Annotated in this window: 19 protein-coding genes and 1 pseudogene; 9 read left to right on the plus strand and 11 right to left on the minus strand. The window is 66.2% G+C overall.

Annotated features, from left to right (window positions below; genetic code table 11):
* The 4 genes from FBY21_RS13990 to FBY21_RS14005 all read left to right on the plus strand — a co-directional run bounded on the left by FBY21_RS13990 (position 1) and on the right by FBY21_RS14005 (position 7,444).
* On the plus strand, positions 1–1,095 hold the full coding sequence (locus FBY21_RS13990) for a DUF1513 domain-containing protein (RefSeq protein WP_142011808.1): 1,095 nt from the start codon (positions 1–3) through the stop codon (positions 1,093–1,095).
* A gap of 242 nt (positions 1,096–1,337) precedes the next feature.
* Positions 1,338–2,969 (plus strand): methyl-accepting chemotaxis protein, encoded by a 1,632-nt coding sequence (locus tag FBY21_RS13995; RefSeq protein ID WP_142011811.1) that lies wholly within the window; start codon positions 1,338–1,340, stop codon positions 2,967–2,969.
* 239 nt (positions 2,970–3,208) lie between these two features.
* Positions 3,209–4,363: an efflux RND transporter periplasmic adaptor subunit gene (locus FBY21_RS14000; RefSeq protein ID WP_044409467.1), complete on the plus strand. Its 1,155-nt coding sequence runs from the start codon at positions 3,209–3,211 to the stop codon at positions 4,361–4,363.
* A gap of 21 nt (positions 4,364–4,384) precedes the next feature.
* Positions 4,385–7,444: a multidrug efflux RND transporter permease subunit gene (locus FBY21_RS14005; RefSeq protein ID WP_142011813.1), complete on the plus strand. Its 3,060-nt coding sequence runs from the start codon at positions 4,385–4,387 to the stop codon at positions 7,442–7,444.
* Positions 7,445–7,499: 55 nt separating this feature from the next.
* Here the strand turns inward: FBY21_RS14005 and FBY21_RS14010 are convergent, their stop codons facing one another.
* From FBY21_RS14010 to FBY21_RS14045, 8 genes are all read right to left on the minus strand, one after another.
* Complete coding sequence (locus FBY21_RS14010) at positions 7,500–8,201, minus strand: lipopolysaccharide kinase InaA family protein (protein ID WP_142011815.1); 702 nt, start codon at positions 8,199–8,201, stop codon at positions 7,500–7,502.
* A 376-nt stretch (positions 8,202–8,577) separates the two neighbouring features.
* Positions 8,578–8,802: a hypothetical protein gene (locus FBY21_RS14015; RefSeq protein ID WP_074971581.1), complete on the minus strand. Its 225-nt coding sequence runs from the start codon at positions 8,800–8,802 to the stop codon at positions 8,578–8,580.
* A gap of 251 nt (positions 8,803–9,053) precedes the next feature.
* Positions 9,054–10,340, minus strand: a complete 1,287-nt coding sequence (locus FBY21_RS14020) for a sensor histidine kinase (protein WP_142011818.1) — start codon at positions 10,338–10,340, stop codon at positions 9,054–9,056.
* Positions 10,330–11,013: a response regulator transcription factor gene (locus tag FBY21_RS14025; RefSeq protein WP_044409476.1), complete on the minus strand. Its 684-nt coding sequence runs from the start codon at positions 11,011–11,013 to the stop codon at positions 10,330–10,332. The genes FBY21_RS14020 and FBY21_RS14025 overlap by 11 nt, the downstream gene beginning before the upstream one ends.
* 226 nt (positions 11,014–11,239) lie before the next feature.
* Entirely contained in the window at positions 11,240–12,880 is a 1,641-nt protein-coding gene (groL, locus tag FBY21_RS14030) for a chaperonin GroEL (RefSeq protein ID WP_044409479.1), read from the minus strand.
* 40 nt (positions 12,881–12,920) lie between these two features.
* Positions 12,921–13,214 (minus strand): co-chaperone GroES, encoded by a 294-nt coding sequence (locus tag FBY21_RS14035; RefSeq protein WP_044409482.1) that lies wholly within the window; start codon positions 13,212–13,214, stop codon positions 12,921–12,923.
* 219 nt (positions 13,215–13,433) lie between these two features.
* Positions 13,434–13,883, minus strand: coding sequence for an FxsA family protein (locus FBY21_RS14040; RefSeq protein ID WP_044409485.1), 450 nt, complete (start codon positions 13,881–13,883; stop codon positions 13,434–13,436).
* A 66-nt stretch (positions 13,884–13,949) separates the two neighbouring features.
* On the minus strand, positions 13,950–14,681 hold the full coding sequence (locus FBY21_RS14045; protein WP_044409488.1) for a HugZ family protein: 732 nt from the start codon (positions 14,679–14,681) through the stop codon (positions 13,950–13,952).
* Positions 14,682–14,793: 112 nt separating this feature from the next.
* Here FBY21_RS14045 and FBY21_RS14050 point away from each other — a divergent pair, with 112 nt between their 5' ends.
* Positions 14,794–15,552 (plus strand): SDR family oxidoreductase, encoded by a 759-nt coding sequence (locus tag FBY21_RS14050; protein ID WP_044409491.1) that lies wholly within the window; start codon positions 14,794–14,796, stop codon positions 15,550–15,552.
* A 60-nt stretch (positions 15,553–15,612) separates the two neighbouring features.
* Here the strand turns inward: FBY21_RS14050 and FBY21_RS14055 are convergent, their stop codons facing one another.
* Complete coding sequence (locus FBY21_RS14055; RefSeq protein WP_044409495.1) at positions 15,613–16,617, minus strand: DUF481 domain-containing protein; 1,005 nt, start codon at positions 16,615–16,617, stop codon at positions 15,613–15,615.
* A 171-nt stretch (positions 16,618–16,788) separates the two neighbouring features.
* Between FBY21_RS14055 and FBY21_RS14060 the strand changes: the two genes are divergently transcribed.
* Positions 16,789–17,157 carry an MGMT family protein gene (locus FBY21_RS14060; protein ID WP_044409498.1) on the plus strand — a complete coding sequence of 123 codons (369 nt, stop codon included), beginning with the start codon at positions 16,789–16,791 and terminating at the stop codon, positions 17,155–17,157.
* Between the two features lie 74 nt (positions 17,158–17,231).
* Positions 17,232–18,977 carry an AmpG family muropeptide MFS transporter gene (locus tag FBY21_RS14065; protein WP_142011821.1) on the plus strand — a complete coding sequence of 582 codons (1,746 nt, stop codon included), beginning with the start codon at positions 17,232–17,234 and terminating at the stop codon, positions 18,975–18,977.
* A gap of 40 nt (positions 18,978–19,017) precedes the next feature.
* Here the strand turns inward: FBY21_RS14065 and FBY21_RS14070 are convergent, their stop codons facing one another.
* Both FBY21_RS14070 and FBY21_RS14075 read right to left on the minus strand, forming a co-directional pair.
* A complete protein-coding gene (locus FBY21_RS14070) occupies positions 19,018–19,842 on the minus strand; it encodes a mechanosensitive ion channel family protein (protein ID WP_142011823.1) in 825 nt (274 codons plus the stop codon).
* Positions 19,843–19,946: 104 nt separating this feature from the next.
* On the minus strand, positions 19,947–20,426 hold the full coding sequence (locus tag FBY21_RS14075; RefSeq protein ID WP_044409504.1) for a YajQ family cyclic di-GMP-binding protein: 480 nt from the start codon (positions 20,424–20,426) through the stop codon (positions 19,947–19,949).
* A 215-nt stretch (positions 20,427–20,641) separates the two neighbouring features.
* Between FBY21_RS14075 and FBY21_RS14080 the strand changes: the two are divergent.
* A pseudogene (locus tag FBY21_RS14080) lies at positions 20,642–21,613 on the plus strand (response regulator); the annotation flags it as partial.
* Entirely contained in the window at positions 21,610–22,521 is a 912-nt protein-coding gene (locus FBY21_RS14085) for a putative 2-dehydropantoate 2-reductase (protein WP_142011826.1), read from the plus strand. The pseudogene FBY21_RS14080 and the gene FBY21_RS14085, both read left to right, overlap by 4 nt.
* Positions 22,522–22,551: the final 30 nt, after the last annotated feature.

Consider the following 22,551-nt stretch of genomic DNA (forward strand, 5'->3'; position numbering starts at 1 on the left):
ATGCTGCGCCGCCAGGTGGTCGCACTCGGCAGCCTGCTGCTCGGCGCGGTGACGCTGGGCGGCTGGTCGCTCAATCGCAAGGGGCGCGAGCCCCTGCTGCTCTCTGCCCGTGACGATGCCGACGGCGGCCATTACGCCGTGGGCTACCGCCTGGACGGCACCCAGGTGTTCGCCACCCGGGTCGCCCAGCGCTGCCACGACATCGTCCAGCACCCCAGCGAAGCGGTGGCCCTGTTCGTCGCCCGTCGCCCGGGCACCGAGAGCTACCTGATCGACCTGGAGGACGGCCGCCTGCTGCAGACCCTGCGCTCGCAGCCGGACCGGCACTTCTATGGCCACGGCGTGTTCCACAAGAGCGGCGAGTGGCTGTACGTCACCGACAACGACACCCGCGACCCTGGCCGCGGCGTGCTGGGCGTCTACGCCTACGCCGACCGCCAGCTGAGCTTCCAGGGCGAGCTGTCCACCCACGGCCTCGGCCCGCACCAGGTGTCCTGGATGCCGGATGGCGAGACCTTCGTGGTGGCCAACGGCGGTATCCGCACCGAAGCGGAAAGCCGCAAGGAAATGAACCTCGACGCCATGGAGCCGAGCCTGGTGCTGATGCGCCGCGACGGCAGCCTGATCAGCCGCGAGACCCTGCCGCAGCAGATGAACAGCATCCGCCACCTGGCCGTCGCCGCCGACGGCACCGTGGTGGCAGGCCAGCAGTACATGGGCGATGGCGGGGACCACGCCGACCTGCTGGCCATCAAGCGCCCTGGCCAGCCGTTCGTCGCATTCCCCGTGGCGGACGAACAGCGCCTGGCCATGGCCCAGTACACCGCCAGCGTGGCGGTGCACGACGAACTGCGCCTGGTGGCCCTGACCGCCCCACGCGGCAATCGCTTCTTCATCTGGGACCTGGACAGCGGCGCCCTGCGCCTGGACGCCCCGCTGCCCGACTGCGCCGGCGTGGGCGCGGTGAAGGACGGCTTCGTCGTCACCTCCGGCCAGGGGCGCTGCCGCCTCTACGACTGCCGCCAGGCCACCCCCACCGCCACACCGCTGCAATTGCCCGCCGGGCTCTGGGACAACCACCTGCACCTGGCGTGAAACCCGAGCATTTCGTCGCCATGATTCAACAGGCCGTTGAAAAACGTGGACGAGGCAGCCGATGCAAGGCGAAAACGCCCGAAAAAGCGCAGTTTACGTACGGTAAATGAGCATTTTGAGGGCGTTTTCAACGCCGCAGCGGCAACGCAGTTAGTTTTTCAACAGCCTGCTAACGCCTCGGTCATGGCGGCCGACCTATACTTTGTCTGCACTTCCCTTCCTCCTCCCTGAGGCGTTCTTCCATGTCCCTGCAAAACTCCCTGCGAGGCCAGCTCCTCGCGCTGTTGGGTGGCAGCCTGCTGCTGATCCTGGTGGTCGCGCTTGCCTGCTTCAATTCACTGTCTGGTGGTATCCAGTCCTATCGCAATCTCGTAGGTGGCACGCTGGAAGCGTCCGGCCTCGTCGACAGCGCCAACGTCGAATTCAAAGGCCAGGTCCAGGAATGGAAGAACGTGCTGCTGCGCGGCAAGGACCCGGCCGCCCTGGCCAAGTACTGGGGCCAGTTCGAGGACCAGGAACGCAAGGTCCAGGACATCCTCGGCAAGCTGGTCAATGAAGCCCGCGACATGGGCGACCGCGACCTGCAGACCCAGGTGGAGCGCCTGCGCACCGAGCACCAGAGCCTGGGCGCGGCCTACCGCAAGGGCCGCGAGGCCTTCCTTGCCGCCGGGGCCGACCCGACCGCCGGCGACAAGGCGGTGCAGGGCATCGACCGCGCCGCCAGCGACCAGATGACCGCCCTGGTCACCCAGCTGCATGAACGCGGCATTCAGCAATCGGCCGAGATCAGCGCCAGTGCCGGCGCTACCGTGACTGGCGGCCTGGTGACCATGCTGCTGTCCAGCCTGGTGATCGGCGTGCTGGCCCTGTGGCTGATCAACCGCCGCCTGATCGCGCCGATCCGAACCCTCATCGAGCACATCGCCCGCCTGAGCCAGGGCAACTTCGGCGAGCGCGTCGACAGCAGCCGCAAGGATGAGCTGGGTAGCCTGGCCAATTCGGCGAACGTGCTGCGGGACTTCCTCGCCGACACCTTCAACCGGCTGAAGCACAGCACCAGCGAGCTGGACAACGCCAGCGGCGAGCTCAACGCCATCGCCGTGCTGATGGCCCAGGGCGTGCGCGAGCAGTTCTCCCGCACCGACCAGGTGGCCACGGCGATGCACGAGATGTCCGCCACCGCCCAGGAGGTGGCGCGCCATGCCGCCGAGGCCGCCGGCGCTGCCGACCAGGCCGACACCTCCGCCCAGCAGGGCGAGCGGGTGATGCAGGCAACCATCCAGAGCATCACCGGCATGCGCGGCGAGATCGCCTCCACCGCCGAGGTGATCCGTCGCCTGGAAAGCGACAGCGGGCGCATCAGCAAGGTGCTGGAAGTGATCCGTGGCATCGCCGAGCAGACCAACCTGCTGGCCCTCAATGCCGCCATCGAGGCTGCCCGCGCCGGCGAGCAGGGCCGTGGCTTCGCGGTGGTGGCCGATGAGGTCCGCACCCTGGCCCAGCGCACCGCCGAATCCACCGCCGAGATCCACCAGATCATCGACACGGTGCAGACCGGCGCGGTGAACGCGGTGCGCGCCATCGAGAACGGCCAGAACCGCAGCGAGCAGAGCGTCACCCAGGTCACCGAGGCCGGTGCGATGCTGCAGCGCATCACCGAAGCCGTGGAGGCGATCCGCGACATGAACCGGCAGATCGCCACCGCAGCCGAGGAGCAGACCTCGGTGGCCGAGGACATCTCCCGCAACCTCACCGAGATCACCGCCATCGCCAACACCAACAACGAGAACGTGCAACGCACCGAAGGCGCCAGCCAGCGGCTGCATGGCCTCTCGGGCGAACTGAACGACGTCACCCGCCGCTTCAGCGCCTGATTCTCCCGGCACAGGGATGTGCCTTCCCCTCCCCCTCGCCTGTTCGGCGCCGGCCGACCGGCCAAAATAAAATCCGCGATATTCGGCGATCCTCGCCGATCATGAACAGCAGCCAGCAAACCGCCCGCCAAGCGCAATCTTTTGCAATTCCGGGGCTTTGACTTGCCCCCGCCGGTAGGAATAAGGTGCACGCCTCGCCTATTCCCAGGCCCGACTCTGCCTTGCCAAGGAACCGGAATATGTTGCTCCGCCGCATGCTCATCATGCTCGGCGCGGTCATCCTCGTGGTGCTCGCCCTTGCCGCCTACAAAGCCTTCTCCATCAAGCAACAGATCGCGATGTTCACCGCGCCCAAACCGGCCATCAGCGTGTCGGCCGCCCTGGCCGAACAGCGTCCGTGGCAGGAGCGCCTGCCGGCGATTGGCTCGCTCAAGGCCTTCCAGGGCGTCGACCTGACCGTCGAGGTCTCCGGCACCGTGCAGGACGTGCTGTTCCGCTCCGGCGAGAAGGTGCGCCAGGGCCAACCGCTGATCCAGATGGACAGCGACGTGGAGAAGGCCAGCCTGGCCACCGCCGAGGCGACCCTGTCCCTGGCCCGCGTCGAATTCGAGCGCGGCCGCAGCCTGGTCAACCGGCAGAACATCTCCAAGAGCGAGTTCGACCGCCTGTCCTCCGAACTGCAGAAGGCCAACGCCTCGGTGGCCCAGTTGAAGGCGACGCTGGACAAGAAGCGCATCCTCGCGCCGTTCGGCGGCACCATCGGCATCCGCAAGGTGGACGTGGGTGACTTCCTCTCCTCCGGCACCACCATCGCCACCCTGCAGGACCTGGACAACCTCTATGTGGACTTCTTCCTGCCCGAGCAGGCCGTGCCCAAGCTGGCCCTGGAACAGCGCGTGCGGGTGAGCGTGGCGGCGTACCCGGGCGAGGTGTTCGAAGGCACCATCTCGGCGATCAACCCGAAGGTCGAGGACACCACCCGCAACCTGCAGGTCCGCGCCGTGTTGAAGAACCCCGACAACAAGCTGCTGCCGGGCATGTTCGCCAACCTCGACGTGCTGCTGCCGGGTGAAGAGCAACGCGTGGTGGTCCCGGAGACCGCCATCACCTACACCCTGTACGGCAACTCCGTGTACGTCATTGCGCCGAAGAAGGGCGAGGATGGCCAGGAGCAGAAGGACGACAAGGGCGAACCCTACCTGGTGGTCGAGCGCCGCTTCGTCGAGACCGGCGAGCGCCGCGACAGCCAGGTGGTGGTGCTAAAGGGCCTCAAGACCGGTGAGCAGGTGGTCACCTCCGGCCAGCTGAAGCTGGACAACGGCTCCCACGTCGCGGTGGTGGACGACCCGGTCCTCGCCCCCAAAACGGAAGATCAAGCCAGCGCTGCCCAATAAGGCGGCGCCAAGGAATCGCATATGGCTTTCACAGATCCCTTCATCCGTCGACCGGTCCTGGCGACCGTGGTCAGCCTGCTCATCGTCCTGCTCGGTTTCCAGGCGTTCAGCAAGCTGGTCATCCGCCAGTACCCGCAGATGGAGAACGCCCTGATCACGGTGACCACCGCCTACCCGGGGGCCAACGCCGAGACCATCCAGGGCTACATCACCCAGCCGCTGCAGCAGAGCCTGGCGAGTGCCGAAGGCATCGACTACATGACGTCGTCGAGCCAGCAGAACATGTCGGTCATCTCGATCTACGCGCGCATCGGCGCCAACTCGGACCGGTTGTTCACCGAGCTGCTGGCCAAGGCCAACGAGGTGAAGAACCAGCTGCCTCAGGACGCCGAAGACCCCGTGCTGTCCAAGGAGTCGGCCGACGCCTCGGCGCTGATGTACATCAGCTTCTACAGCGACGAGCTGTCCAACCCGCAGATCACCGACTACCTGTCGCGGGTCATCCAGCCCAAGCTGGCGACCCTGCCGGGTATGGCGGAGGCGGAGATCCTCGGCAACCAGGTCTTCGCCATGCGCCTGTGGCTGGACCCGGTGAAGATGGCCGCCTACGGGGTCACCGCCACCGACGTGAGCGATGCGGTGCGCAAGTACAACTTCCTCTCGGCCGCCGGCCAGGTGAAGGGCGAGTACGTGGTGACCAGCATCAACGCCACCACCGACCTGAAGTCTCCCGAGGCCTTCGCCGCCATCCCGGTGAAGACCGTGGGTGACAGCCGCGTGCTGGTACGTGACATCGCCCGTGTCGAGATGGGTGCAGAGAACTACGATTCCATCAGTTCCTTCGACGGCATCCCCTCGGTGTACATCGGCATCAAGGGCACCCCCAGCGCCAACCCGCTGGACGTGATCAAGCACGTGCGCGCGATCATGCCCGAGCTGGAAGCGCAGCTGCCGCCGAACCTGAAGGTGTCCATCGCCTACGACGCCACCCGCTTCATCCAGGCCTCCATCGACGAGGTGGTGAAGACCCTCGGCGAGGCGGTGCTGATCGTCATCGTGGTCGTGTTCCTGTTCCTCGGCGCCTTCCGCTCGGTGCTGATCCCGGTGATCACCATCCCGCTGTCGATGATCGGCGTGCTGTTCTTCATGCAGCTGATGGGCTACTCCATCAACCTGCTGACCCTGCTGGCCATGGTGCTCGCCATCGGCCTGGTGGTGGACGACGCCATCGTGGTGGTGGAGAACATCCACCGGCACATCGAGGAGGGCAAGACGCCCTTCGATGCCGCCATCGAGGGTGCCCGCGAGATCGCCGTGCCGGTCATCTCCATGACCATCACCCTGGCGGCGGTGTACGCCCCCATCGGCTTCCTCGAAGGCCTGACCGGTGCGCTGTTCCGCGAGTTCGCCCTGACCCTGGCGGGCGCGGTGATCATCTCCGGCATCGTCGCCCTGACGCTGTCGCCGATGATGTGCTCCAAGCTGCTGCGCCACGAGGAGAACCCGAGCGGCCTGGCCCACCGGCTGGACCTGATCTTCGAGCGCCTCAAGCACCGCTACCAGCGCGCCCTGCACGGCACCCTCAACACCCGCCCAGTGGTGGTGGTGTTCGCCGTGCTGGTGTTCTGCCTGATCCCGGTGCTGATGATGTTCACCAAGAGCGAACTGGCCCCCGACGAGGACCAGGGCATCGTGTTCCTCATGGCCAAGGCACCGCAGCCGACCAACCTGGACTACCTGAACGCCTACTCGGCGCAGTTCGTGGACCTGTTCAAGTCCTTCCCCGAGTACTACTCGTCGTTCCAGATCAACGGTTTCGACGGCGTACAGGCGGGTATCGGCGGCTTCCTGCTCAAACCCTGGGACGAGCGCGAGCGTACCCAGATGGAGCTGCTGCCGCAGGTCCAGGCCAAGCTGGACAAGATCCCCGGCCTGCAGATCTTCGGCTTCAACCTGCCGTCCCTGCCGGGTACCGGCGAGGGCCTGCCGTTCCAGTTCGTGGTCAACACCCCCAACGACTACGAGTCGCTGCTGCAGGTGACCGAGCGCATCAAGAAGCGCGCCGAGGAGTCCGGGAAGTTCGCTTTCCTGAACATCGACCTGGCGTTCGACAAACCCGAGGTGGTGGTGGACATCGACCGGCAGAAGGCCGCGCAGATGGGCGTCTCCATGCAGGACCTGGGTTCGACCCTGGCCCTGCTGCTGGGCGAAGGCGAGATCAACCGCTTCACCATCGACGGCCGCAGCTACAAGGTGATCGCCCAGGTGGAGCGGGCCTACCGCGACAACCCGGGCTGGCTGAACAATTACTACGTGAAGAGCGAGAGCGGCACCATGGTGCCCCTGTCGACGCTGATCAGCGTGCATGACACCGCCCGCCCGACCAAGCTCAAGCAGTTCCAGCAGCTGAACTCGGCGATCATCGAGGGCTTCCCGGTGGTGAGCATGGGCGATGCGGTGGAGACAGTGACCCAGATCGCCCGCGAGGAGGCCCCGCGCGGCTTCGCCTTCGACTACGCCGGCGCCTCGCGCCAGTACGTCCAGGAAGGCAGCGCGCTGTACGTCACCTTCGGCCTGGCACTGGCGATCATCTTCCTGGTGCTGGCTGCGCAGTTCGAGAGCTTCCGCGACCCGCTGGTGATCCTGGTGACGGTGCCGCTGTCCATCTGCGGGGCGCTGATCCCGCTGTTCCTCGGCATCTCCAGCATGAACATCTACACCCAGGTGGGCCTGGTGACGCTGATCGGCCTGATCAGCAAGCACGGCATCCTGATCGTGGAGTTCGCCAACCAGCTGCGTCGCGAGAAGGGCCTGTCCCCGCGCGAAGCCGTGGAGGAAGCGGCGTCGATCCGCCTGCGTCCGGTGCTGATGACCACGGCGGCGATGGTGTTCGGCATGGTGCCGCTGATCCTCGCCACGGGTGCGGGCGCGGTGAGCCGCTTCGACATCGGCCTGGTGATCGCCACCGGCATGTCCATCGGCACGCTGTTCACCCTGTTCGTCCTGCCGTGCGTCTACACGCTGCTGACGCGCAAGGATCCGCAGCACCAGCCCCAGGCCGAGCCCGTCTCGAGCCACTGAGGCACGTAGAACGAGAAGGCCCCGCAGATGCGGGGCCTTTTTCGTTCGGGGCTGCTCAAAGCCGGTGCAGGGCCTCTACGCGGTGGCCGAAGGCGCGTTCGTAGGCAGTCAGCAGGTGGGCCCAGTCCGCCTCGCTGATGACGGAGTGGCGCTTGATCTTGCCGACGTCATTGAATGCCGCGCGCGCCTGGGCGAAGCGGCGACGGCTCTTCTCCAGGTCGAGCAGGGCAATTTCCGGCGTGGCGCCCTGCCCTTCCCCGAGACGGATGAAGATGTGCTTGGGGTACAGGCAGCCATGTTGCCAGCCACCCCGGTGCAACCGGGCCAGGACCGTGGCGATCTGGTCCAGCACCCGGGCACTTTCATCCTCGGTATCCGGCCGCCCCGCCAGGGAGGCGTACCAGCATTCGAAATCGATGAAGCCATCCAGTGCCTCGGTCACCAGCAGGGCCTGCCAACCAGCGTCCCCGCCACGCCGGGCACCGCAGTAGACGAGCCGTGGCACGCGCACGCCCAGGCGCTCGAAGGCACGGATGGCATCCCGCTCGCGCAGCACCGTCGGACGCCCGAAGGGGTGCAACAGGCTGCGGTAGAGGTGGCCGCACTGGCGCTTGCAGTAGAGCAGCACACCGTCGTCGCGGCGCACCCGCTCCACCCCGCTCTCGCCGCCGCGCCTCAGGTTCGGCGGCTCGACCCATTCGCCTCGCCAGTCCCAGAACTGTTCGAACCGGTCATCCATGGCCCTCGTCAACGTCATCACGCCTGCCGCCATCAGGTACCCCTCCGTTCGTCGCCTGGTGAATTCCAGGTCATCGTTCTGATCGAGACCGTCCGAGTGGGCGAATGATTCCTGCCCTTTTTGTGTCGCCTGCGGTAACAGGACCGTGCACGGGGTAACCCCTTTCACGACGACAAGCCCCGAATCGCATCGCCTGGATGGGCGGCAGCGTCTCTAGTCCGGGAGTTGCACAGAGGCATCCCTGCGCTCGTCGGCTCGTAGCGGACGATGCTGCAAAGGCCGTACCGCTAGCAGGGTATTGAAGCAGGGAATCGAGGAATGGCGATGGGAGCAGAAGGAGGGAGGGTGTTGACGGGCTCCTCCCCGTGGTGAGGGAGGAGCGGTGTGGCGACGATCAGGACTGGCCGCGCAGCCCTTGGGTCAGGCCGTACATCAGCAGCAGGAGGTTATCGTCGGGCCTGGCCAGGGGCTTGTGGCGGGCGTTGGGCGGTACCGGGCAGTAGCCGAGACCGTTGGAACTGACTACCGAGGGCGATGGCTCGTGCCAGGCCGCTGCCGCCGCAGAGGCGACTCCCAGGGCACCGGCGAGGAACAAAGCTCGCGTGATTTCTAATTTCATGATCGCAACCCCTTGATAGCGCTGCCAAACGCTGTGACTTAAACGTAGAACACCTGGCGGTGGCCGTGACCTGGAGTGACGAACGGTCCTTCGGGTCCGGGGTGCTCGGCACACCGCCGCAGAAAATCAACGGCAGAGGCTGGCAGACAATTGTTTCAGTTAGAGGTTCCCTGCCACCCCCATCCGCGCGTCAGTACGCTACGCGGATGGGGGTCAAGGGGAGATCAAGCGAAGGTGAAAAAAGCGTCAATTCAGGTCGGGCGCTTGCCGAGCACGACCTCGAAGCGGCAGCCATTGGGCTCCACGGCGGTGAGAGCGATGCTCCAGCCCTGGTTGTCGCAGATCCGCTGCACCAGCGAGAGGCCGAGCCCCAGGCCGTCGCCCCGCTTGGCGCCGCCGCGGACGAAGGGCTGGAACATCGCTTCGCGGTCTTCCTCGGGGATGCCGACGCCGGTGTCCTGCACCACGAAGGCGGCACCGGAGAGCTCGAGGCGGATGCTGCCGCTGTCGGTGTAGTGCAGCGCGTTGCGCAGCAGGTTGCCCATGACCGAGCGCAGGAAGGCGGCGTTATAGCGCACCTCGCTGGCCGCCTCGCCGGGCAGGTAGGTGAAGGCCAGGCCCTTGTCCTCGATGGCGGGCCGCCACAGGGCATCCAGCTCATCGGCCACTTCCCGCAGGCTGGCCTGGGGCCCGAGGCTGACCTCCTCCTGGCGCGCGCGGGCGAGCATCAGGAAGGTCTGCACCAGGTCGCGCATCTCCTCGCTGGCACGGGCGATACGCTCCACCTGGGCCTGGGCACGACCGTCGAGGCTGCGGTTCTCCTCCAGCAACTCGCAGGAGGAGGCCATCACCATCAGCGGGGTACGCAGTTCGTGGCTGACGTCGCTGGTGAATAGGCGCTCGCGGGTCAGCACCTGGTGCAGACGGCCCAGGGTGTCGTCGAACGCCTGGGCGAGTTGACCCACCTCGTCGGTGGCGTAGTCCGGCGCCAGTGGCGGCGCGAGCCCGAGCAACTGGTCGCGGTGGCGGACCTGGCGGGCCAGGCGCACCACGGGCTCGATGACCTTGCGCGCCAGCAGCCAGCCGAGCACGGCGGAGAGCAGCACGCTGAGCACGAAGCCCACCAGCACCACGCCGTAGAGCACGCGCTCGCGGTCTTCGAAGTCGCTCTGGTCCTGCAGCAGCATGTAGCGGCGCCCGTGCACATCCCGCACCAGGGCGTGGTAGGACAGCGCCCCCTCGAAGATCTCGTGGAAACCGTCCCTCAGCTCACGGTAGGACTCGGGCATGGAGTAGCGGTTGTGGCCGCCATCATCCATGTAGAAACGGGTGTCGCTGTCCAGGATCGGCGGGCGCCCCTGGTAGATGTTCTGCTCCAGCACGCGATCCAGTTCGTTGCTCAGGTCGCGGGAGATCAGCTGCTCCTCGATCACGTGCACCACTTCGATGATGCCCAGGGAGAAGGTGCCGCCCACCAACACGGTCATCAGGGTGAAGGCGATGACGATGCGGCGGGCGAGGCTCTGCCTAAACTCCATCGATCGACTCCGAGAGCCGGTAGCCGAGGCCGTGCAGGGTGTGCAGCAGGGGCTTGCCGAAGGGCTTGTCGATCACCTGGCGCAGTTGGTGGATGTGGCTGCGCAGGGCATCGCTGTCGGGGCAGTCGTCGCCCCACAGGGCCTCTTCCAGCACTTCGCGGCGCACCAGGTGCGGGCTCTTCTGCATCAGCACCGCCAGCAGCTTGAGGCCGATGGGGTTGAGCTTGAGCGGCTTGCCACCCCGGCTGACCTCCAGGGTGTCGAGGTCGTAGTGCAGGTCGCCCACCTGCAGGGCACGCTTGCCGCCGCCCCGGCTGCGCCGCAGGACGGCCTCGATGCGGGCCGCCAGCTCGGACAGGGCGAAGGGCTTGACCAGGTAGTCGTCGGCACCGGAGCGGAAGCCCTGCAGGCGGTCGTCCAGGGCATCACGGGCGGTGAGCATGATCACCGGGGTGTCCAGGCGGGCCTCTTCCCGCAGGCGCTGGCACAGGCTGTTGCCGTCGAGGCCGGGGAGCATCACGTCCAGCACGATCAGGTCGAAATGCCCGTTGGCCGCCAGGTGCAGGCCGGACAGGCCATCCTGGGCACAGTCCACCGTGTAGCCCTTGAGCTCCAGGTAATCGGCCATGTTGGCCAGGATGTCCTTGTTGTCTTCTACCAGCAGGATGCGCATTGCCCCCTCCTCGAACAGGTTGCCCGCACGTCGCGGCGCCGGCCTTTGACCACGGCCGGGACGCAGGTTCCGGGAATGGCGCTCATTCTGGCGAGAGCAGCCTGGGTTGGGAAGCGCAGAGCCACGTTGCGGGGCATCTCGGTCGGCGCAGGGGCCTGGTTGGGCGCCCCGAAAAGAAAAGCCCCGCACAAGGCGGGGCTTTTCGATCAGCGTGAGCTGGGGTGGCTTACATCATGCCGCCCATGCCGCCCATGCCGCCCATGTCGGGCATGGCCGGAGCCGGCTTGTCTTCCGGCAGGTCAGCCACGATGGCTTCGGTGGTGATCATCAGGCCGGCGATGGAGGCAGCAGCCTGCAGCGCGGTACGGGTGACCTTGGCCGGGTCGATGATGCCGAACTCGATCATGTCGCCGTACTGGCCGGTGGCAGCGTCGTAGCCGTAGTTGCCGGAACCCTGCTTGACCTTGTCCAGAACCACGGAAGCCTCGTCACCGGCGTTGGTGACGATCTGGCGCAGCGGAGCCTCGACAGCGCGACGCAGGATGTTGATACCCGCGGTCTGCTCTTCGTTGGCACCGGTCAGGTCCTTGATGGAGGACAGGGCACGAACCAGTGCCACGCCACCGCCAGGAACCACGCCTTCTTCCACTGCAGCACGGGTGGCGTGCAGGGCGTCTTCCACGCGGGCCTTCTTCTCTTTCATCTCGACTTCGGTAGCCGCACCGACCTTGATCACGGCAACACCGCCGGCCAGCTTGGCCAGACGCTCTTGCAGCTTCTCCTTGTCGTAGTCGGAGGAGGTTTCCTCGACTTGCTTGCGGATCTGGGCAACGCGGGCTTCGATGTCAGCCTGGGCGCCAGCGCCGTCGATGATGGTGGTGTTTTCCTTGCTCAGGACGACGCGCTTGGCGTTGCCCAGGTGCTCCAGGGTGGCGCTTTCCAGGGACAGGCCGACTTCTTCGGAGATGACGGTACCGCCGGTCAGGATGGCGATGTCCTGCAGCATGGCCTTGCGGCGGTCGCCGAAGCCCGGGGCCTTGACGGCAGCAACCTTGACGATGCCGCGCATGTTGTTGACGACCAGGGTAGCCAGGGCTTCGCCTTCGACGTCTTCAGCCACGATCAGCAGCGGACGGCCGGACTTGGCAACGGCTTCCAGAACCGGCAGCAGTTCGCGGATGTTGGAGATCTTCTTGTCGACCAGCAGCAGCAACGGGCCGTCGAGCTCGGCCACCATGGTGTCCGGCTTGTTGATGAAGTAGGGGGACAGGTAGCCACGGTCGAACTGCATGCCTTCCACGACGGACAGTTCGTTTTCCAGGCCCGAGCCTTCTTCAACGGTGATCACGCCTTCCTTGCCTACTTTCTCCATGGCTTCGGCAATGATGTTGCCGATGGAGTCGTCGGAGTTGGCGGAGATGGTGCCGACCTGGGCGATGGCCTTGGTGTCGGTGCACGGCTTGGACAGGTTCTTCAGCTCGGCAACGATGGCGGTGGTGGCCTTGTCGATACCGCGCTTCAGGTCCATCGGGTTCAGGCCGGCAGCGACGGCTTTCAGGCCTTCGGTGACGATGGCCTGGGCCAGAACGGTGGCGGTGGTGGTGCCGTCACCGGCAGCGTCGTTGGCCTTGGAGGCCACGTCTTTCACCAGCTGGGCGCCGATGTTCTCGATGCGGTCCTTCAGCTCGATTTCCTTGGCGACGGAAACGCCGTCCTTGGTGATCAGCGGAGCACCGAAGCTGCGCTCCAGGACCACGTTGCGGCCTTTCGGGCCGAGGGTGGCTTTAACGGCATCAGCCAGGGTGTTAACGCCTACGAGCAGTTTCTTGCGAGCGGCATCGCCGAATTTGACGTCTTTAGCAGCCATGTTGTCTTCCTCGAATCTCTAAGTGGGAAAGGGGTCGGGTTCAGGCTTCGATGACAGCGAGGATTTCGTTCTCGCCCATGACCAGCAGGTCTTCACCATCGACTTTCACGGTGTTGCTGCCGGAGTAAGGGCCGAACACAACCTGGTCACCGACCTTCACAGCCAGGGGACGGACTTCGCCGTTGTCCAGCACGCGACCGGTACCGACAGCAACCACTTCGCCGCGGTTCGGCTTCTCGGCAGCCGAGCCCGGCAGCACGATGCCGCCAGCGGTCTTGGTTTCTTCTTCGCTGCGACGGATCACGACGCGGTCATGCAGGGGACGAAGCTTCATGGTCTAACTCTCCCAATCAGTGTTTTCCGGCGCCGGTGAAAATCACCGGCGGGTTAGCAAAAGCCGGCGGTGCCGGCAGCAGCGTGCCAGGCACGCTGCGGAAGTCTGAACTGCCCCTGGGGGCAGTAACCTTGCGGTGTCGGATAGATAGGGTCGCCTGGCGGCATTTCAAGGGGCACCCGAAAAAAATTCCTCGGGCCGCCCGATAACGGGGCGGAATCAGTCGTCGCGACGCTCGTATTCGCCTTCGATGACGTTATGGCGCGGCTGATTGCGCGCCAGCGGGTCGTCGGAGAAGGCCCGCTGGCGTTCGGCTTGTCGAGCGGCACGCTGCAGGACACGACGGATGATCAGGCGACGTGTGAAGGGGATGATGCAGACCAGCCCGAAGAGGTCGCTGATGAAGCCGGGGAGCAGCAGCAGGCCGCCGCCGACCGCGATCATCAATCCCTCGAGCATCTCCTGCTCCGGCAGTTCGCCCCGGGCCAGCCGCTCACGGGCGCGCCAGGCGGTGGCGACGCCGGCGATGCGCAGCATGAAGCTGCCCAGCAAGGCGGTGGCCACCAGCAGCAGCAGGGTCGGGAAGACGCCGATGACGCTGCCGACCTTGATCAGGACGGCCAGCTCGATGAGCGGGAACAGCAGGAAGAGGAACGCAAAGACACGCATGAAAGTTTCCTTCGCGGAAGAACGGCTTCCGGTAAGACAGCTACATGAAGCCGGCCTCCGGCGAATTCAAGCGTCGGGGGCCTCGGCATCCGGCCAGCGGTCGGCCCGGGCCAGCGCCACCAGGGCCTGACGGACTGCACCCGGTGTGTTGCAGGATGTTGGGAAGGGCAGCCAGTGAATGCTCTGACCCAGCCGGACATGGAAGCCTTCGCTGTCGATGCCCACCAGTTCGGCCGCCGGATCGGCCGGCAGGCCGCGCAGGGCCAGGTAGTGGTCGATGGCGCTGCGATGGTCGGCGTTCATGTGCTCCACCATCCCGGTCTCGCTTTCCCCGGCGAAGGGGTTGGCCAGGGCCACCTCGTCGATCCAGTGGATGGCGCCGAAGCCGCCGATGAAACGGGCACGCACCGGTTCCAGTACCCAGAAATCGAAATCATGGGTCAGGTGGTAGTCACGGGATTGGGGGAAGTAGCGGTAGTAGCGCGCACCCGCGGCGGCGATGGCCTCGGGCTCCGTCAACTGGCGCGCCTCCGCCAGCAGGGTCAGGCGGCCGACGGCCTGGATGTCATCGGCGCCACGCTCACCCACCAGCAGCGAGCACTTCGGGTCCTTCTGCAGGTTGTGGGTGTGCTGGGCGATGCGGCTGATGAGAATGAGCGGCCGCCCCTCGGCGTCCAGGCAATAGGGGGCCACCGATCCGAAGGGGTAGCCGGGCATGGCCTTGGACTGGGTCGAGAGCACGCCCCGGTATTCCTTGAGCAGCAATTCTCGGGCATTCTTTGCGGCTTTCACGCTCACCTTCTGACTCCTCGCAGAGAATCCGTCGTAAACGGACGGGCGCTCAGGATAACGGTTCCGGGCTGCCAGCGGGGCACAGCGATCCATAATTCCCAGTTCGAGGGGCTACACCATGCAGCTGAAAGACAAGGTCATCATCATCACCGGCGGCGGCCAGGGCCTGGGCCGGGCCATGGGCGAATACCTGGCGGCCAAGGGCGCACGCCTGGCGCTGGTCGACCTCAACCAGGAGCGCCTGGACGAGGCCGTGGCGGCCTGCAAGGCAGCCGGTGGCGACGCCCGCGCCTACCTGTGCAACGTGGCCAACGAAGAGCAGGTGACCCACCTGGTCAGCCAGGTGGCGGATGACTTCGGCGCGATCAACGGCCTGGTGAACAACGCCGGTATCCTGCGCGACGGCCTGACCATCAAGGTCAAGGACGGCGAGCTGACCAAGATGAGCCTGGCCCAGTGGCAGGCGGTGATCGACGTGAACCTGACCGGCGTGTTCCTCTGCACCCGCGAAGTGGCCGCGAAGATGATCGAGCTGAAGAACGAAGGCGCCATCGTCAACATTTCCTCCATTTCCCGCGCCGGCAACATGGGCCAGGCCAACTACTCCGCGGCCAAGGCCGGGGTGGCGGCCGATACCGTGGTGTGGGCCAAGGAGCTGGCACGCTACGGCATCCGCGTCGGCGCCGTGGCCCCCGGCTTCATCGAGACCGAGATGGTCGCCAGCATGAAGCCCGAGGCCCTGGAGAAGATGACCGCCGGCATTCCGCTCAAGCGCCTGGGCAAGCCGATGGAGATCGCCCACTCGGTGGCCTACATCCTGGAGAACGACTACTTCACCGGCCGCGTGCTGGAACTGGACGGTGGCCTGCGCCTGTAAGGCACGCCCCGCTCCACGAAAAAGCCCCGCCGAAGCGGGGCTTTTTCATGCCGGTCGGCGTTACCAGCCGATACCGAAGCCAACGGTGTAGCGGGTTCGGTCGGTGTCCCCTTCGGCACCGCTGACCAGGTCGCGCTCGGCCTTCATGTTGAGCGACGCCCAGTCGGTGACCTTGTAGCGCAGGCCCACCTCGGCATCCAGGGAGTAATCGGCGGCGTTGCCCAGCGGGCGGCCCACTTCGCCGGTGGTGAAGAACTCGACGGTCTTGCCCACCAGGTAGCGGTTGTAGTCCCACTTCACGCCGAGGGCATAGAAGTTGTCCTTCTCGCCGGTGTCGTACTGGTAGTCGGTGCGGTTGATCAGGGAGGCCAGGGAGAAGGCGCCCAGCTCGTCGTCCCAGAACTGGTAGCCGGGGCCGGTACCCACGGTGCGCTGGCGACGCAGCTCCTCGATCTTGTCGCGCTTGTAGCCGGCGCGGCCTTGCCAGAAGAACTTGTCGGTGATGAAGCGGTCGAGGGCGTACTCCAGCTCCCAGTTCTCGGTGGTCTTCACCTCGTTCTGGAATTCGCGGTTGTACTCGCCGTTGGCGTTGTGCCGCCAGCGACCATGACGGGCCTTGGTCTTGAAGTCGACGTCGTAGTCGTCGGTGTCCTTCTCGGCGCGCTTGTAGTCGAGCGAGACGTCGACGTTGCCGGTCCAGGTCAGGTCCTCGACGAAGGGCTTGGGCTTCATGATCTGTTCGATGCTGGCCAGCTCGACGGTCTTGGGCGCCTCGCCGTTGGCCAGGATCACTTTGCCCGGCTCGGCCGGCATCAGGGTCTTGGCGCGCTCGCCGGTGAGGTCGTCCTGCTTGACCATCAGTTCCTGGTCGCTCTGCAGGGTGGCGACCTTGGACCAGTCCAGCGGGATGGAACCGCCGTAGTCCGTCTGCAACATCAGTTTGCCGCCGTCGAAGACGCGGATCTTGCCGGTCAGGCGGTCACCGTTCTTCATCCAGACGGTGTCGGCGAAGGTGGAGGTCGAAGCGGCAGCAAGGGCCAGGCAAAGGAGTTTTCTGGACAACATGGCGGATACGCAGGCTCAGGACTGTGCGGAAAAACCGGGCATTATCCGCAAGCCCGGCGGCTGAGCAAGGACTGACCGACGTATCGTCGCCAAGTTCCCGTCGCCGCCTCCCACATTGCTCCTCCCCTGGCGCCGCCCTATGCTGGCCGCCACCGCCCGCCGGAACCCGCCATGCCCCCGTCAACGCCCCCTGCCCAGGACGATTTGCGGCTCTCCAGCCCGGAAGCCCGTCGCGAAGCCCTCTACCTCACGCTGGCCCAGGTTCCGCCCGGCAAGGTGGTCAGCTATGGGCAACTGGGCGAAATGGCCGGACTGGGCCGCGCGGCGCGCTGGGTGGGCCGTACCCTCGGTCAGTTGCCGGAAGGCACCCGCCTGCCCTGGCACCGCGTGATCGCGGCGGGCGGACGGCTCAGCCTGCCCGCCGGAACCGTCTCCGGTGACGAACAACGGGCACGTTTGCGGGCCGAAGGGGTCTTCATCCACAACGAACGGGTGGACATGCGTCGGCACGGCTGGCTTCCCATGCCACCCAAGGGTTAGAGTGCGCGCTTTGTTGCGGTCCCCGGCGCGCACGCCGTCAAGGACCGCCCCGTGCCCTCTGGATCTCACGCCTGATGTCCCACCGAACCTGGCGCGCCGCCCTGGCCGCCTATGCCAGCCCGGCCACCCTGGCCCTGCTCCTGCTGGGCTTTGCGGCAGGGCTGCCGTACATGCTGGTGTTCTCCACCCTCTCCGTCTGGTTGCGCGAGGCCGGCGTCGCCCGCGAGACCATCGGCTTCGCCAGCCTCATTGGCCTGGCCTACGCCTTCAAATGGATCTGGTCGCCGCTGCTGGACCAGTTCCGCCTGCCGCTGCTGGGCCGCCTCGGCCGGCGCCGTTCCTGGCTGGTGCTATCCCAGGCGCTGGTTGCACTCGGCCTGATCGGCATGGCCCTCGCCGACCCCAAGGCACACCTGACCTGGCTGATCGGCCTCGCGGTGGTGGTGGCCTTCGCCTCGGCCACCCAGGACATCGCGGTGGATGCCTACCGCCTGGAAATCGCCGACGACAGCCGCCAGGCCGCCCTGGCCGCCAGCTACATGCTGGGCTACCGGGTCTCGGCCCTGCTCGCCACGGCGGGCGCCCTGTATTTCGCCGAGGGGTTCGGTTCCACCGCCGGTGCCTATGAATACGGCGCCTGGGCCAGCACCTACCTGGTGTTCGCGCTGCTGATGCTGCCGGGGCTGATCACCAGCCTGTGGATGCGAGAACCCCACATCGACGCCCAGGTGCAGACCAGCACCTCGCGCTTCCGCCTCAAGGACCAGCTCGCCTCGGTGCTGATCCTGCTGGTGATGCTGATTTCCCTGCCGGCGATGATCACCGGCATGCTCGACCGCGCCTGGCCACGGGCCCTGCTCTACTTCCTGTTCCTGGTGGCGTGCCTGTCGCCCTGGGGGCGCCGCCAGATCGCCCCGGTGCGCGACCTGCTCAGCCAGCAACGCCGGCAACTGCTGGCGGCAGCGCGGGGCAAGGTGATTCCCAACTTCGATTTCGTGCACCAGGCCGTATCGATGATCGTGCTGATCGTGATCCTGGTGACCACGGCGGCGGCCATCAAGGCCTACGCCTCGGGCGCCTGGCCCCGGGGCACGCTGTTCGTGCTGATCACCCTGGCCTGCTTCTCCGCACCGGGGCGCCTGCTGATGGCGCCGGTGGTGACCCCCATCAGCGAGTTCGTCCAGCGCTACCGCTGGCAGGCCCTGCTGCTGCTGGGGCTGATCGCCACCTACCGGATGTCGGACACGGTGATGGGGGTGATGGCCAACGTCTTCTACATCGACCAGGGCTTCACCAAGGACCAGATCGCCAGCGTCAGCAAGGTCTTCGGCCTGGTGATGACGCTGCTGGGCGCCGGCGCCGGCGGGGTGCTGATCGTGCGCTTCGGCATCCTGCCCATCCTGTTCATCGGCGGTGCCGCGTCGGCGGCCACCAACCTGATGTTCGTGGTGCTCAGCGACATGGGCGCGCATTTGCAGATGCTGATCCTCACCATCTCCTGCGACAACTTCAGCGCCGGGCTAGCCACCTCGGCCTTCGTGGCCTATCTGTCGAGCCTGACCAACCTGAAGTTCTCGGCGACCCAGTACGCGCTGCTCAGTTCGCTGATGATGCTGCTGCCGCGCCTGATCGGCGGCTATTCCGGGGTGATGGTGGAGAGCCTGGGCTATCACCAGTTCTTCCAGCTGACCGCCATCCTCGGCATCCCGACCCTGGTGCTGATCGCCATCCAGTGGAGCCGCGAGTCGCGTAAATCGGTGCAGCCCGCCGAACCCAAGGCCGAGGAGCCGGCACGGCCCCCCTCCTCCGAACGCCCATGAAAAAGGCCGGCATCACGCCGGCCTTTTTCATCATCCGGGCCTAGCCCGGCTGGACCTGCACCAGCCTGGGCGGCTGGGCCAGTTCCACGCCAGCCGCGCGCAAGCGGTCACGCACCTGCTCGTTGAGCATGAAGATCACCGCACCGTAGTCGCCTGCAGCCGTCCACAGACGCAGGGACAGGTTGATGGACGTATCCGTCAGCGCAGCCACCACCACCACGGGTGCCGGGTCAGGCAACACACGGGGATCGTTCGCCAGGGCCAGCAGGGCCTCGCGCGCCTTGGCCAGGTCGCTGGCGTAGTCGACCTTCACCTCGTACATCACCTGCCGGGTGGGCTGGCTGGAGGTGTTGGTGATGATGCCGTTGGACAGCGCGCCGTTGGGCACGATCACCGTGCGGTTGTCGCCGGTGCGCAGCACGGTGTGGAAGATCTGGATGCTGTCGACGGTCCCGGAGATGCCCTGGGCCTCGATGAAGTCGCCCACCTTGAACGGCCGGAAGAACAGGATCAGCACCCCGCCGGCGAAGTTCGCCAGGCTGCCCTGCAGCGCCAGGCCGATGGCCAGGCCGGCGGCGCCGATGGCGGCGATGAAGGAGGTGGTCTCGATGCCGATCATCGAGGCGACGCTGACCAGCAGCAGCACCTTGAGGGCGATGTTGGCCAGGTTGGAAATGAAGCGGTGCAGGGTCAGGTCGACCCGGCGCATCGACAGCAGGGCGCTGACCCGGTTGGTGAGCAGGTTGATCAGCCACCAGCCGACCAGCAGCGTCACCAGGGCGAGGGTGACCTTGCCGCTGTATTCGAGAATGACGGGGAGCCAGGCTTCGGACTGCCTGACCAGGTTGTCGAGGTTCATGTCCATGCGGACCTCCTTCTATCGACTCGAGAAAACCGCAGCCGCCCTGGCAAGCAGGGCGGCAAGCGGGCCTATGTGCGACGCGGGGAGACCGCGAAGGTTCAACCGGGTCAGTCGCGGAAGTTGGTGTACTGCAGCGGCATGCCGAGGGATTCGCCACGCAGCAGGGCGATGGCTTCCTGCAGGTCGTCGCGCTTCTTGCCGGTGACACGCACCTGCTCGCCCTGGATGGCGGCCTGGACCTTGAGCTTCTTGTCCTTGATCAGGGCGACGATCTTCTTCGCCAGCTCCTTGTCGATGCCCTCGCGGAAGTTCACTTCCTGCTTGACCACCTTGCCGGACGGGTACGGGTCCTTGAGCTCCATGCACTGGATGTCGAGTTTCCGCTTGATCAGGCAGCTACGCAGGATGTCCAGCACCTGCTCCAGCATGAAATCGGCCTCGGCAGTGATGGTGACGGACTTGTCCTTGCACTCCACGCTGCACTTGCCGCGCAGGTCGAAGCGGCGCTCCAGTTCCTTGGTGGCGTTGTCGAGGGCGTTGGTGAGTTCGTGCTTGTCCAGCTCGGACACCACGTCGAACGATGGCATGGGTTTCCTCCAGATAGACGGCGCGACCCACATCACGTAAGGAATGCGCCTGGCTTGACGGGTGAGAATGGGCGCCCATTATAACGATCAGGATTCCCTTTTTTGCGGGAATGCGTGGCAGCGACACATTCAGCGCTAACCGTCGGCATGAAAACCTGCTGAAATAGGCACTGATATCACCAAGCCATCAATCTCCCCTCTTCTGCCTTTCTTGCGAGCCTGCCATGCCCAACCCTCACCTCAGCATCCTGGTGGTGGATGACGCCAAGTTCTCCAGTGCGATGATCGGCCGGGCGCTGAGCCAGGCCGGCTATCAGGACGTCCGCTTCGCCAACAGTGCGGGCGAGGCCCTGCGCCTGCTGGAAGAGCGACCGGCGAACGTGTTGTTGGCGGACTGGCTGATGCCCGAGATCGACGGCCTGGAACTCACCGCGCGGGTACGCCAGCTCGACGAGATGATCGACCACTACACCTACGTCATCCTGCTGACCGGCAAGGAAGGCGAGAACGTGCTGGGCGAGGCCTTCGACCGCGGCGTGGACGACTTCATCAGCAAGTCCTCGATGAACGAGCAACTGGTGCCGCGCGTCTACGCCGCCGACCGCCTGTGCAACACCCTGCAGCGCCTGCTCCACGAGAACCGGCTGATGACCCAGAACATCGCCAGCCTGGAGCAGCGCAATCTGGTGGACTCCCTCACCGGCCTCGGCAACCCCCGCTACCTGCGCCAGAAGCTGGCCGACAGCCTGCGCCAGGTGGAGTCCCGTGGCGGCGCCCTGTGCTACCTGCTGATCGGCCTGCAGGATGCGCCGCAGCTGCGCAACCAATACGGCCCGGCGTTCTACAACGAACTGCTGCAGGGCGTTTCCCGCCGGCTGCAGCAGCTGGTCCGCCCGCTGGACGTGCTGACCCGGCTGGACGACAACCATTTCGGCCTGATCACCCTGCTGGGCGACCTGCACGAGTGCTCCCCCAGCAGCTTCAAGCGCCTGCATGAAAGCCTGAACCTCAAGGCCTTCAAGACCAGCGAAGGCTTCATCACCCTCAAGGCCGGCATCAGCCTGGTGGGCCTGGACGCCAAGGCCCTCCCGGTGGAGGTCGAGGCCCTGCTCGAACGGGCCGAGCGTCTCCTGCCGGACTCCTACGCCAGCGGCCGGGTCAGCGCGGTACGCCTGCCCAGCGCATGACCTGGCACATCCTCGGCAGCGGTAGCCTCGGCACACTGTGGGCCTGCCGCCTCGCCCAGGCGGGCCTGGACGTGCGCCTGCTGCTGCGTGACGAAGCTCGCCTGGCCGCCTACCACCAGGCGGGCGGGCTGACCCTGGTGACCCAGGGCCAAGCCCGGACCTGCGCCCTGCCAGCCGAACTCGCCAGCGCCCCCGACCCGATCCAGCGCCTGCTCGTCGCCTGCAAGGCCTATGACGCCGAAGCCGCCGTGGCCAGCGTCCGCGCACGGCTGGCCCCCGGTGCCGAGGTGGTGCTGCTGCAGAACGGCCTCGGTAGCCAGCAGGCCGTGGCGGACAGCCTGCCCCAGGCCCGCTGCATCCTCGCCTCCAGCACCGAAGGTGCCTTCCGCGAGGCGGACTTCCGCGTGGTGTTCGCCGGGCAGGGGTTCACCTGGCTGGGCGACCCACTCGCCTCCGCCCCGCCGGCCTGGCTGGGCGAACTGGAGGCAGCCGGCATCCCCCACGGGTGGACCGCCGACATCGAAACCCGGCTCTGGCGCAAGCTGGCGCTCAACTGCGCGATCAACCCGCTGACGGTGCTGCACCATTGCCGCAACGGCGAACTGGCCGCCCAGCCGGAGGCGGTCAACGGCCTGTGCGACGAGCTCGCCCGGCTGCTCCAGGCCTGGGGCCAGACCGACGCCGCGCGCGATCTGCACCAGGAGGTGTGGCGAGTGATCGACGCCACCGCCGCCAACTACTCCTCCATGTACCAGGACGTGGCGCGCGGCCAACGCACCGAGATCCGCTACCTGATCGGCCACGCCAGTGCCGAGGCACGGCGCCTGGGCGTGTCGCTGCCACGCCTGGAACAGCTGCTGGACGCCCTGCGCCAGCACCTGGCCGCCCACGGATTGCCCCAGGACTGAGCCCCGCGCTAACCTGCCGCCTTCCCCGCG

Source organism: Pseudomonas sp. SLBN-26, assembly GCF_006715895.1.
GTDB lineage: Bacteria > Pseudomonadota > Gammaproteobacteria > Pseudomonadales > Pseudomonadaceae > Metapseudomonas > Metapseudomonas otitidis.

Bases quoted from the DNA above. Each gene is read 5' to 3' on its own strand.
- FBY21_RS13990 (WP_142011808.1), top strand. From the start codon at position 1: ATGCTGCGCCGCCAGGTGGTCGCACTCGGCAGCCTGCTGCTCGGCGCG.
- FBY21_RS13995 (WP_142011811.1), top strand. From the start codon at position 1,338: ATGTCCCTGCAAAACTCCCTGCGAGGCCAGCTCCTCGCGCTGTTGGGT.
- FBY21_RS14000 (WP_044409467.1), top strand. From the start codon at position 3,209: ATGTTGCTCCGCCGCATGCTCATCATGCTCGGCGCGGTCATCCTCGTG.
- FBY21_RS14005 (WP_142011813.1), top strand. From the start codon at position 4,385: ATGGCTTTCACAGATCCCTTCATCCGTCGACCGGTCCTGGCGACCGTG.
- FBY21_RS14010 (WP_142011815.1), bottom strand. From the start codon at position 8,201: ATGACGTTGACGAGGGCCATGGATGACCGGTTCGAACAGTTCTGGGAC.
- FBY21_RS14015 (WP_074971581.1), bottom strand. From the start codon at position 8,802: ATGAAATTAGAAATCACGCGAGCTTTGTTCCTCGCCGGTGCCCTGGGA.
- FBY21_RS14020 (WP_142011818.1), bottom strand. From the start codon at position 10,340: ATGGAGTTTAGGCAGAGCCTCGCCCGCCGCATCGTCATCGCCTTCACC.
- FBY21_RS14025 (WP_044409476.1), bottom strand. From the start codon at position 11,013: ATGCGCATCCTGCTGGTAGAAGACAACAAGGACATCCTGGCCAACATG.
- groL (WP_044409479.1), bottom strand. From the start codon at position 12,880: ATGGCTGCTAAAGACGTCAAATTCGGCGATGCCGCTCGCAAGAAACTG.
- FBY21_RS14035 (WP_044409482.1), bottom strand. From the start codon at position 13,214: ATGAAGCTTCGTCCCCTGCATGACCGCGTCGTGATCCGTCGCAGCGAA.
- FBY21_RS14040 (WP_044409485.1), bottom strand. From the start codon at position 13,883: ATGCGTGTCTTTGCGTTCCTCTTCCTGCTGTTCCCGCTCATCGAGCTG.
- FBY21_RS14050 (WP_044409491.1), top strand. From the start codon at position 14,794: ATGCAGCTGAAAGACAAGGTCATCATCATCACCGGCGGCGGCCAGGGC.
- FBY21_RS14055 (WP_044409495.1), bottom strand. From the start codon at position 16,617: ATGTTGTCCAGAAAACTCCTTTGCCTGGCCCTTGCTGCCGCTTCGACC.
- FBY21_RS14060 (WP_044409498.1), top strand. From the start codon at position 16,789: ATGCCCCCGTCAACGCCCCCTGCCCAGGACGATTTGCGGCTCTCCAGC.
- FBY21_RS14065 (WP_142011821.1), top strand. From the start codon at position 17,232: ATGTCCCACCGAACCTGGCGCGCCGCCCTGGCCGCCTATGCCAGCCCG.
- FBY21_RS14070 (WP_142011823.1), bottom strand. From the start codon at position 19,842: ATGGACATGAACCTCGACAACCTGGTCAGGCAGTCCGAAGCCTGGCTC.
- FBY21_RS14075 (WP_044409504.1), bottom strand. From the start codon at position 20,426: ATGCCATCGTTCGACGTGGTGTCCGAGCTGGACAAGCACGAACTCACC.
- FBY21_RS14085 (WP_142011826.1), top strand. From the start codon at position 21,610: ATGACCTGGCACATCCTCGGCAGCGGTAGCCTCGGCACACTGTGGGCC.